The 12,300-nt window shown below is 40.7% G+C and carries 7 protein-coding genes; 5 read left to right on the top strand and 2 right to left on the bottom strand.

The annotated features are described in order from the left end of the window. The first annotated feature begins 261 nt into the window (after nt 1-261). The 3 genes from V7K49_RS30665 to V7K49_RS30655 all read left to right on the top strand — a co-directional run bounded on the left by V7K49_RS30665 (nt 262) and on the right by V7K49_RS30655 (nt 7,196). Nucleotides 262-405 carry a hypothetical protein gene (locus tag V7K49_RS30665; RefSeq protein WP_335209000.1) on the top strand — a complete coding sequence of 48 codons (144 nt, stop codon included), beginning with the start codon at nt 262-264 and terminating at the stop codon, nt 403-405. 980 nt (nt 406-1,385) lie between these two features. Next, a complete protein-coding gene (locus V7K49_RS30660) occupies nt 1,386-2,969 on the top strand; it encodes a glycosyltransferase family 39 protein (RefSeq protein ID WP_335208998.1) in 1,584 nt (527 codons plus the stop codon). A gap of 189 nt (nt 2,970-3,158) precedes the next feature. Then, on the top strand, nt 3,159-7,196 hold the full coding sequence (locus tag V7K49_RS30655; RefSeq protein ID WP_335208997.1) for a DUF2157 domain-containing protein: 4,038 nt from the start codon (nt 3,159-3,161) through the stop codon (nt 7,194-7,196). A 220-nt stretch (nt 7,197-7,416) separates the two neighbouring features. Here the strand turns inward: V7K49_RS30655 and V7K49_RS30650 are convergent, their stop codons facing one another. Both V7K49_RS30650 and V7K49_RS30645 read right to left on the bottom strand, forming a co-directional pair. Then, nucleotides 7,417-8,508 (bottom strand): glycosyltransferase family 4 protein, encoded by a 1,092-nt coding sequence (locus V7K49_RS30650; RefSeq protein ID WP_335208996.1) that lies wholly within the window; start codon nt 8,506-8,508, stop codon nt 7,417-7,419. 895 nt (nt 8,509-9,403) lie between these two features. Continuing rightward, a complete protein-coding gene (locus V7K49_RS30645; RefSeq protein WP_335208995.1) occupies nt 9,404-10,357 on the bottom strand; it encodes an NAD-dependent epimerase/dehydratase family protein in 954 nt (317 codons plus the stop codon). A 415-nt stretch (nt 10,358-10,772) separates the two neighbouring features. Between V7K49_RS30645 and purD the strand changes: the two genes are divergently transcribed. Together purD and V7K49_RS30635 are read left to right on the top strand one after the other, a co-directional pair. Then, nucleotides 10,773-12,050 (top strand): phosphoribosylamine--glycine ligase, encoded by a 1,278-nt coding sequence (gene purD, locus V7K49_RS30640; protein WP_335209218.1) that lies wholly within the window; start codon nt 10,773-10,775, stop codon nt 12,048-12,050. Between the two features lie 90 nt (nt 12,051-12,140). Further along, nucleotides 12,141-12,281, top strand: a complete 141-nt coding sequence (locus V7K49_RS30635; RefSeq protein ID WP_335208993.1) for a hypothetical protein — start codon at nt 12,141-12,143, stop codon at nt 12,279-12,281. Nucleotides 12,282-12,300 lie beyond the last annotated feature (19 nt).

Here is a 12,300-nt window from a genome sequence, read left to right as displayed (position 1 = left end):
GCTGAATTAGGCTGCTCTTAATCCGCTTAAGCCTTTTTTCCTCCCCTGCATCTCCTGCTCAAGAACAGCTTGCCTCAACAGATAAATTTCCTTAACCCAAGCGTATTCAGGCTGCTCTTAGCAAAGGGGTGGAGGGGCGGGGGGGGGAAAACCCATAAAAGTACTTGCTGTCAAACAAGCACATATTAGGGACTTCCAGTTAAAAAAACATCCGATCGTAGGGGCGCAAGGCCAAGATCCCCTACAAATGTACAAATAATTTTGGATAATTTATTTTTGTCAGTCGCTTATGTCTTATGCACTTTCCCGGCAACAAAAATTTTCTTTTCCTGGTTGGTAGGCGCGATCGCAACTATCGGAGCAATACTATCGTCGGGGCGAATCAGCCAGGTAAGCCATGAATAATAAATACCTGCGCTAGGGAGCGATCGCTAGCTTAGTCTACTCGATAAACCAGACTTAGGATCTTCCGCTGTTGCAAGGTTGGGGTTTAAACAAATGTTAACGTACCTTTGGTTTCAATCCTACTCGAAGGCGTATTTATAGTGTTTTCATATAAATTTATCAAATCTTTTTATTTTTAACAGAATGATTTAATGTTTAGATTAATTTATACTATGCAATTACAGATAAACAATTGCATGTAGTATGGTATCTTGTTGCCAAAAGCTGGAAAATTTTTGAGACTTTGTAAACTTAGGATACTTTTAGCTTAAATATTTATTGACGATTTGCTGATGATTAAATATTAATTTGGGAGAAAAAATTCAGATGTTTACTTGCTAAATTGGATCATTATGTTAAACATAAATATTTATAAAAACGCCAATAACAATATTATTAACGTTTGCTATTAGTTTGATAACTGAATGTTATGGGTTAAATTCCAAGTAATTATTCAAATTCAACTTAGGAAAATTTATATACTAATAATCAATCAAAACTCCCTTGTGTTTAATTTGTAAATTATATAAATCCTAATTTTTGTGTTTTAGTGTATTCAGAGGATGTTTTGAAAGTATTTTACTGTGATTTTAGGCACTTATTGATACCAAGAATAAGACTTTTAAAGCAGCTTTTCAGAGATCCTAATTTACTTTGCTATTACTAATGAGCTATTAAAAACTTATGAATCGCCTCTTACAAATGTGGATGCAAATATTTTATTCTGATGATTCATATTTATCACAGTGGGTGACAATATCTACAATTTGCACTTTCTGGTTTAATCAGAAACTGAATTTGGGAATTGACCAGCATAAAATATTTGTAGCGGCTTGCAATACATCTTAGAGTAGCATTAGAACCAAAATGTATGCTAATAACCGATTCTGACAATAAATTTTACCACCATTTATTAAGACTTTGAGGAGATTGAAAACTAGATGAAAAAGCAATTGTCACAGAACTGGCTTATTTCTAAATATTGGTTACGTTTTTTAATCATCATCCTATTAGTAATAGGTGTATTTTTTCGATTTGTAAATATTGACAAAAGAATTTATTGGGGTGATGAAGTTTTCTCATCATTACGCATCTCTGGCTATATGCAGTCAGAAACGAGAGAGCAGTTAAGTAATGGTCGTTTGCTCACCATAAAAGATTTGCAGAAATACCAGTATCCCAATCCTGAAAAAAACGCAATTGATACAATTAAAGGGGTTATTTTAGAAGACTCACAGATTTTGCCGCTATACATTTTGCTGGCTCGGTTTTGGGTAGAGTTGTTTGGCAATTCTGTAGCAGTGACAAGAAGTTTTTCGGCATTCATTAGTCTGCTCACCTTTCCTTGTATTTATTGGCTATGTCGAGAATTATTTGAGTCTTCGCTAATAGGGTGGATAGCGATCGGGTTGGTAGCCGTTTCACCTGTTCATGTCGTGTATGCACAAGAAGCACGAGCATACAGTTTATGGATAGTAGCCATCTTAATATCGAGCCTAGCACTACTGCGAGCCATGCGTCTTAAAACAAAGGTTAGTTGGTGCATTTATACAGCAACATTAGTACTAGGGTTTTATAGTCATATATTTTTTAGCTTTGTTGCTCTTGCACAGGGAATTTATGTAGTTGCAATCGAACGCTTCCGATTCAGTAAAACATCGATTTATTACCTGCTATCATCGTTTACGGGGTTTATAACTTTTGTACCTTGGCTGTGGATTATTATTACCAACCCTCAGCCAGAAGCAGTAACTTGGGCGAATGCTAAACAAACATTATTTGCGTCAGTTGCAAGATGGGCTGGTATCTTTAGTCGAACGTTTTTTGATTTAGGTATTAGCCCTAGCGATCCAGGAAAACTTAAGATTGCTTTAATTCCTTTTATTTTAATTATTTTAGCTCTCATCAGCTACTCAATTTATGTTCTTTGTCGAAGAACCTCTAAAGAAATTTGGTTATTTGTCTTAACCTTGATTGGGTCTGTAGGGCTTCCCCTACTGCTAGTAGATTTCGTCTTTCAAAAGCGATACGCTACTACTCGATATACACTTCCTTCAGTTTTAGGTATAGAGTTAGCTGTAGCTTACCTATTTACCACTAAGCTCACGTCTATTTATACTAAAATTTGGCAAAAAAAGCTCTGGTCACTGGTAGCAGTTATGGTAATTATGGGCGGAGTTATATCTTGTATCGTCCACTCTCAAGCCCAGATTTGGTGGAACCAACTCCCTGAAAGATACCAAGAATATCCGAAAATTGCTAATATTATTAGTCAAGGGAATAAACCGCTTTTAATTACTGATGATAACATAATCCCATCAATAGAAATACTTGGTCACTTAGTTGCTCCAAAAATGCGATTTCAAATTGTAGAACCAAAGAAGTTACCAGAGATTACTAATGGCTTTTCTGACATATTCTTGTTCAAACCCTCTGACTTCTTACAAACTGGAATTGAGAAAATTTATAGCTCAAAGTTACAGCAGATAAACGACTTACTCTGGAAAATAAGAAAATCCACCTAAACCCAAAATACAGGTGCATCTAGCGTTTGGGAGACTGCAATGTGGAACCTAAAAGCAGACAGTTAGCATTTGAATATCGCTCGGAGGTTAAAAATTAATATCAATTAGCCTCATAAGTGGCACAACTAGAGCGAAAATATACTTTAATTAAAATCATAATTTAAGTATATAGTTATACTGCTCCCGCTTATGTCATCACCCCTTGAACGCCCGCTAAAATTTGAAATCAGGCTGCCATCCTCCCATCCTCAGTTATTAGAAGGACTAGATATATGGCTGCGCTTAGGTTTGATATCTGATACCCAAGTCAAGCAGCTATGCCAAGAGTTTCTGGTGTGTATGGTGGTATTGCAACCCCAGCCTGAAGCGGAAACAAAGGTAGCATTTGTAACTTCTGACCCGGTGCGGCAGTTGCCCGTAGCAGCTTTACAATCTAGTAACCGTAGCCAACCGCAACAAAAACCAGTTAAACCCAACTTTATCAGCACAATATTGCAGTCCTTGGGGGCAGAACTGAGTGTCCGCTGGCTACTTTTTCTAGGGGTATTCTTGGTAGTGGTGTCCTCTGGGGTACTGGCTGCGAGTCAATGGGAGAGGTTTCCTGCTTCTGGACAGTATGGAGTTTTATTTGCTTATACTTTGAGTTTTTGGGGGTTAAGCTTTTGGGCGATTAGGCAAAGTAATCTCAGATTGACGGCTCAGACATTGCTGATTGTCACCCTTTTGTTAATCCCAGTGAACTTCTGGGCAATGGATAGCTTTCGGTTGTGGCAAAATCCTGTGGATTGGATTGTAGTTGCGATCGCCTGCCCAACTCTTACTGCTATAACTGTTTTACTCTCCAAAAATCGGACTATTTTTGCCAATTTACATACCGGCAAATTACCTCTAGCAAATATTCTGGGGCTGAGTTATCTGCATTGGGGTTGGCAATTAAGAGGATTTCCCTTAATTGCTGTTTATGTGGCAATGATCGGCACAACTATTATTACCCTCTATCATAATCTTTACCAACAGCCTAATCCGATCAGCCAGGAAGCTCGGCGCGATGTCTACGACGGGCTACGCCTACGCCGCAGGTTAAGTATTAGTTTGACTGCGGCTGTAATTATTTATGCTTTAATAGTGCTGCTAGTGCGGGCGATTTTTGTTGCTGGGGTAAATGTCACTCAGTTGGGGTTAGCTATTGGTATTTGCGGCTGGTTGGTGACTTGGTTAGCAGAGCGAGTCGGGGAAGCAGGGGAGCATACAACTCTTGGAGAGGCTGCGCCAACGACTGCGCCCTTCGGCTACGCTCAGGACAAGCTCAGTAACCAGGGGAGCAGGGGAGCTGGGGGAGCAGAGGAAGTAACAGCAATATTCTCTCCGTTTCCCTCATCCCTCTTACTCTGGGAAAAACTCGGTGGCATTTTACTCTTCCTGGGTTGGCTGGTTTCGGTAGTAAATTATCCCTGGCAAGCAATAGCTGTGAGTGGCTTGGGTTTGTGGTTTGTGGGAAGTTGCTTGCGGCGATACAGTTTAAAGGCTGACTTAGCAGCAGTTTTTGTGATCGGCTTACAGACGATTTGGCTCTTTTGGCGGTTAATACCTAATAACTTACAGCAATGGGCGATCGCTACTGGCACCCAACTCACCAATTCTCAAAATCAACCTTGGGCGTTGCTGGGTATAGCTTTATTTCCCTACGTAATTTTGATGGTGGCGCTCACAGATAGCCTATATCGCAGCCAAAAGCGAGAATTGGCTAAATTTGGCGAACTGCTTACCCTCTTACTTGGAACTTTTTTAACAACTATCGCTATAGTAAATCCTACATTGCGATCGCTAAATCTGCTATTTTCCACAATCACTCTTGCATTTGTCACTCAACGCCGCTCCCCCTCCTCCTTTCCCCTGGTATATCTAACTCACATCATCGGGGTGCTGACATTTTGCTCTACGATTAATTGGTTATTACCAACCCTGAGTCACCAAGCCTGGGCAAGTATTTTATTAGCTCTGATGGTTGCAGAATGGCGATTTAGCCTCAGCCAAGGTTTATGGGAACATAGTGCATGGGACATCGGTTTAGGACTAGCCGCCGCTAGTTTTTTCCTATTGTGGATAAATACAGAATCATCTTGGTATGGTGTAGCTGATAGCCGAGCTTATTGGGGAGTCATTTGGCTAGTTATGCCTATAGCTCTTACAGGTGTTGCCAATTCCACAATTATCGAGCGGCGCACTACTAGCCGTTACTTGAGTGTCTTGGCTGTGATAATTGCCCAGCTACTGACTTTACAGTTACCAGGAACCAGATTAATCGGTTTGGCTGTGGGTATCGGATTGATGTTTGCAAATACGCGCTATTTCCGAAACCAAGTATCTGCGGTAATTACAGAAGGATTTGCTTTAAGTTTCATTGGGGCGCTGCTGTGGACGGGTGTACCTGGTTTACCTCGCCTAGCGGTGGCAGGTTGGTTTGTCGCTGGCGCGATCGCAACCCTAACTTTATGGTTAACGCGGACAGTTTTGAGGCGACGCACTAACGAATTAGCAGTTATTTATGCAGCCGCTAATGATAAATGGGCGATCGCATTGTGTGGTTTTGAGTTGTTGGGTTTGACGCTGCACTCAGTGCTGATTTACCGAGGGTTTACTACTTCGGGATTTTTGTACTTAATTGCCACTGTTATCACCTTGGCAGCCATTGTTTATCGCAGTTGGCGGGAACCGACAAATTGGGCATTTTATGGCATCGGTTGGGGTTTGGAATTGGTGACTGCCCAAGTGCTAGGGTTTGGGGAACGCTCAATTATTAAAATAGCGATCGCAAATATCGCCTTGGGTTTAATTGCTCAACTTGTTGGAGAGTGGTGGCGACGACGACATCAATTAGAAAGGCTTCCCAGCAGTTTTCACATTTTGCCATTAATTTATGGTGCATTCAGTGTATTACTGCGTTTGGACACTTTCACCGAGTGGACTGGTTTGTATTCTTTGGGTGTAGCTTTAATTATCATTGGCGTAGGGCGACGGCGCGAGAACTTTAAACCCCTACTGTACTTAGGAATCATTGGTGTATCCATTTCTGCCTATGAACTTTTGTTCTATCAAATGTTACAAGCTTCAGGAGGAGCATTAGGTGATGGATTGATAGCCATGTCTGCCCTTGGTGCCAGTATCATGTATGCTTACCGCATCCTGTCGCCTTGGCTGGTAAGCTACTTACGCCTGACTCCCCAAGAACTGAAAGGAATTGCTCATATTCATTGGGCTTGGAGTAGCTGTTTATTAATGGCTGCCATTCCTCTTCCCATTGGAGTTAACCGTTTGGTGGGATTGGCAACTGGGGTATTTTTGATTCGCTATGCCATCTTTCAGGGCCGAAATTCGCGTACTTCCCCCAGCATCTTGGGAGGAATTACAATAGCCGAGATGTGGGTTTACCTTGGGTTATTAGAGGTAGCCGGCATGAGGATTTATTGGCACGAGACAGCAGTAGGACGATTTTGGGCTGGGCCGCTAGTTCCTTGGAACGGTGCGATCGCCTGTGTCGTAGCCTATTTTCTGTACATCCTGCCTTGGGAAAGTTGGGGTTGGTCTAAAAGACCTTGGCAGCAAGCGGCTTATATTATACCACTGATAATTTTGTGGGAAACCAGACTGCAAACTTACCCTATTACCTTGCTACTCGCAGCTGGATTCTACATCTTTCTTGCAAAAGTGGGTGAAAACATCCGTTTTACCTATATTAGTGTGGCGCTCATTGATTGGGCACTTTACCGTTGGTTTAATTCCTTACATCTAACTGATGCTTTATGGTATGTAACACCCATTGGTTTATCACTGCTGTATATTGCTCAAGTCGATTCTCAATTGAGGATACCGGAGTATAAAGTAGCTCGCCATCTTCTGAGAGTGCTAAGTAGTGGTTTAATTTGTGGATGGGCAATTTTATTTAATCAAGACACAGCCTGGATACCTGGAATTTTCAGCCTCATTGGCATTTTTGCCGGATTAGCTTTGCGAGTCCGGGCTTTTCTCTACATTGGTACAGCCACTTTTTTAATCACTACAATCTATCAATCAGTAATTTTTAGCTTGCAGTACTCCTTTTTAAAATGGGTTGTTGGCTTGCTAGTTGGCATCCTGCTGATTTATATCGCCGCCAACTTTGAAACCCGTCGCGCTCAAATAACTTCCTTAATTCGTAGCGCCATTGATGAATTTCAATCATGGGAATAGGACTAGTACGCCACGGCGTAAATAGAGCAACCATTTAAAATCCCTAAAAAGCCCATTCCATAATACTTTTGACTTTTGACTTTTGAATGAATGACTTCCGCCTTGCGGTACTAGGTATTAAAAATTTCTAACGGGACTTAAACAAAAATTAAGCCCAAATGTAGCCGAAACTGGCTTTATAAGAAGCAAACAGGTAGCGATTAATCGTTAATACTGATGCTTAGGGATAGAGCTTATGACAAATATCTAGCAACTGATTAACAGTACGAGCAGGAGAAAAAGTCTCACCCACATATTGATTAGACTGGAAGCCCCTGTGAATAGCCTCATCTGGATAGTTGAGACAGTATCTCATAGAGCTAGCTAATTCTGCCGCATCTTCATTTTTAAAAAATAGACTGTGCGGCCCAGCGATTTCTGGTAATCCGCCCATTTTGGAAACTATAGAGCAAGTTTGAACACTAGATGCTTCTAAGACTACATAACCTGCTGGCTCTTGCCAACGAGAAGGTACAACCAAAGCCAACGCATCTTGAACGATTGCTAGTACCTCTTGATGAGAAAGTTTACCCAAGAAACTCACGCAATTTGTAATTTTTAAATCAGAGGTTAGCCGTGTTAATTGACTAGCTTCTGTACCATCACCTATAATTAAAACTCTAAATTCCTGATTTTCAGCTTGGAGAATTTGTGTTGCTTTTAATAAAATGTCAACTCCTTTACAATGATCTAATCTGCCAACAAAAACAAATTGGTATGGCTGAGATATAACTTTTGAAGAAGTGTGAAAGTTATTATTAATAATCTTAATGGGGTTATATAAAGTTTCAACTAATGTAGGAAAAGCACAAGATTCCGCTAAAAAATTACTACAAGCTGTATGAGAATCAGCTAGTGTTGCAGTCATCAAACGAGTTGCTAGCCGCAGCCATTTTATAGCAGTATACAATTTCCATTTTAAGGGATAGTTGGCTTTAGGTAAAGAGTGATATAATTCTAACTTTAGGCGTTCCTTAAAAGACATTTTTTCATAATTAGTATGTGCAGATTGATAAAAACTATAATGATATTTAATTATGATTTTTTTCCCTAAAATCTTACACAAGATGGCAAAAGCTAAGTGATTAGAGTTCATATGAACTATATCTGACCAAACAATATAATTTAACCACTTTATAAAAAAGTCCTGTTTAGTAGAAAGAGATTTTACTTCAATGCCCTTAACTTCAAGCTCTGGAATAAGAGAATAAATATAGGTTAAAACACCAGCAATTTCATTGTCATAATGATGTTGTTGAATTAAAAGCTTCATGTTTAGATTCACAAGTTTAATTTGACCACTAATAAAATTAGGAAATTTTATTTACCAGGAGGGGATAAAATTTTTAAAATCATCAGATAAGTAGTAATAAAGCTAATGAATAATTAGCTTTATCTATTAATACCAATTCTCTGCAAAGCTATGTTTGAATCATTTTTAGAGGAGAGTGAATGAAGATACCGATATAAGCTTGTTAACAGAAATATAACTAGTACGCCACGGCGTAAATAGAGCAACCATTTAAAATCCCTAAAAAGCCCATTCCATAATACTTTTGACTTTTGACTTTTGACTTTTGACTTCCGCCTTGCGGTACTAGCCTAGATGTGGCTTCTGTGTAATAGCTATGATAATCTTATTTAAACCTAACTGCCTAAGTAAGATTGACTATTCCGAAAAAATTTTGCTTGGTATTTCTTAGAAGTTTGGTAAAAATAGCCATGAGTATCAGATGGCTGGGGGTACTCGTAAAAGCGATGTCTACGATGGGCTACGCCTACGCAAACGTACTATCCGCCAAGGTGTTGTTTTGATTACCAGCTAAGGATATAGCAGTCCTAAGGGACTTCCAGTTAAAAAAACATCCTATCGTAGGGGCGCAACGCCTTGCGCCCCTACAAATGTACAAATAATTTTGGATAATTTATTTTTCAAATTAATTTGAGTCTCGCCTAAACAATAAACAATTTTATTCTAATGAAACTCGCCGTAAATCTATAGTAATCCTCAATCATTAAGAGCATTTTAAATCATTCGTGAAAAGTTAGATCCCCGACTTCTATGATAAGTCGGGGATCTGGATACCGCGAATTTTCAAAAATCAGATAGGACTGCTACACACTGACAAGCTTAAGCGCTACTCAAATGCTCATCACGACGAAAATTACTAGAGTGAATACAAAGACTTAACCCACTCCCATTCCTGTGTCAAACCCTCTCTCAGAAAAACTTGTGGCTGATATCCCAAAATTTTCTGCGCTTTAGATACATCAGCAGCAGTATGGCGGGCGTCTCCCATCGCCTTTTCTATGTAATTTCTTTTGATTGGTTTCCCAACGATTTCTTCAATCGTATCTAAGACTTCTGCTAACACAACCCTGCTACCGCCACCGATATTAAAAATTTCTCCCACTGCTTGGGGTGCGGAGGCGGCGGCTAAATTGGCGGCGATGACATCACTAACAAACGTAAACTCCCGTGTTTGCTGGCCATCGCCGTAAATAGGAATCGCCTCATCCTGCAAAATGGATTTAAAGAACTTATGAAATGCCATATCTGGGCGCTGTTTGGGGCCATAGACTGTAAAATAGCGCAATGTCACACAAGGCACGCCAAAGTTTTTGTGATACAGTTCACATAAATACTCCGCTGCTAGCTTCGTAATCCCGTAAGGAGAAACTGGTTGAGGACAAATTCCCTCGTGGGTAGGTAATGTTTCTGCATCGCCATATACACTCGATGAAGAGGCAAATACTAACCTTTTCAGGTATTTTGCATCTTTGGCTGCTTCCAGCAAAACTTGTGTAGCGTTAATATTTCGTTCTGTGTAACCTCGAAAAGCTTTACCCCAACTTGCTCTCACCCCTGCTTGTGCCGCTTGATGGTAAACTACATCAACATCTTTTAGGAGTTTCTGCCAATCTAAAAACTGAATATCTCCTTCAATTAATCTAAAACCAGGTGAGTGATGTAAGTGTGCAACATTCTTACGCTTTAACATAGGATCATAGTAATCATTGAATTCATCAATCCCGATCACTTCTTCCCCTTGTTGTAGCAAGATGTCTACGAGGTGAGAACCAACAAAGCCAGCAGCTCCAGTAACAATAATTTTAGCCATGTTTCCTATTTTATGCTACTTTCATGAATTTCTATATTCACAAGTTAGTACTTGTAATCAATAATTATCATTACTTAAGCTTGATTTTTTAATCAATTATTGTACTGTTTTAAACATCAACATTACTTTCAATAAATAGATTTATATATTTATTTATGCTAGTAGATTTATTACTATTATTAATAACAGTAATAAATCTACTAATTGACAAAATTGAATCTTAAGAATCAATGCAGTTGAAATTCAAAGAAGTGAATGGGACTTGGAACCGATATGGCAAGATAATTCTTTCTCTCCTCCCCCTGCCTTTTCTGGTCATCAGGGGGCTTGCACAAGTGTGAGGATTGGTGAAAAAATTGATCCGCGAGAGCCGAATCGGGCATTCTCGTTTCGTAAGGGACGCACGAGGAAATCAGTGAAAGTTTTAGTCGTAGGTAATGGAGGGCGCGAACACGCTCTGGCATGGAAACTGTTGCAATCTAAGCAAATCGAGCAAGTTATCTGTGTACCAGGGAATGGAGGCACAGGAAGTATGGAACGTTGCCAGAACTTGCCCCTGGCAGTAGATGATTTTGAGGGCATGAGCCGATATGCTCTAGAACATGGCATAACTCTAGTGATAGTTGGACCAGAAGTACCTTTAGCAAAGGGAATCACAGATTACCTTCAAGACAAAGGATTGATGGTATTTGGGCCAGTCAGAGCGGGAGCGCAAATTGAGGCGAGTAAAACTTGGGCAAAAGCCCTGATGCAAGAAGCTGGAATTCCGACGGCCCGGGCTGCGGTATTTACGGAGGCAGCAGCAGCAAAATCCTATGTAAGAGCAACAGGAGTGCCAATTGTCGTCAAAGCTGATGGCTTGGCGGCTGGTAAGGGTGTAACGGTAGCCCTTACAGTTGCACAGGCAGAAAGTGCCGTTGATGCAATTTTTCAGGGACAGTTTGGCAGTGCTGGTGAATTTGTCGTCATTGAAGAATGTTTAATTGGGCAAGAGGTGTCAGTTTTAGCGTTAACGGATGGGTTAACAATTCGACCCTTACTGCCAGCTCAAGACCATAAGCGGATTGGTGACGGCGATAGCGGGGAAAATACTGGGGGGATGGGAGCATACAGCCCAGCACCCATTGCTACGCCAGAGTTGATGGCACGCATTCAAACAGAAGTGTTAGAAAGAGCGATCGCAACCTTACGAGCTAAAGGCATTGACTACCGAGGTGTACTGTATGCTGGATTAATGATTGCATCCGATGGCAACTTCAAGGTTTTGGAATTTAACTGTCGCTTTGGCGATCCAGAAACCCAGGTGATTTTGTCACTGTTAGCAACACCCCTAGAAGAGCTGCTTCTAGCCTGTGTACAGCAGCGATTAAGTGAATTGCCGCCCATTGCTTGGAAAGGGGGAGCATCTGCGACTGTCGTTGCAGCTTCAGGGGGTTATCCAGGAGAATATGAGAAAGGCCACGTCATTACTGGCATTGGTGAGGCAGAGGCAACAGGAGCAACTGTATTTCATGCAGGTACGAAGTTGAACCAGCAACAAGAAGTAGTGACAAACGGGGGTCGAGTATTAAATGTGACTGGAATCGGAGAAAATTTTGAGCAAGCGATCGCCCAAGCCTACGCGGGGATCAAACATATTCAGTTTGAGGGGATATATTACCGGAGAGATATTGGTTATAGAGTTAGGAGTTAGGAGTCATTCAATTTTAGATTTTGAATTTTGGATTTTGGATTGAAGGAGAAATCTAAAATCTAAAATCCCAAATTGGCAAAGTCAGGAGTTATGCCCAATACTTCGACGCCGCCCTTACCTCGGCTTCTCTACGAGACGCTGCGCGAACGCTCGGCACAAGTCGGCTACGCTCAGGACAAGCTCAGTACAAGTGCCCCATTCCCAATGCCTTTAACATTTTTGTCAAATTAACTGTTAATTTTTTAGTTGT

Source organism: Nostoc sp., assembly GCF_036919675.1.
Lineage (GTDB): Bacteria > Cyanobacteriota > Cyanobacteriia > Cyanobacteriales > Nostocaceae > Nostoc.
This window is presented reverse-complemented; position numbering and strand designations above follow the sequence as displayed.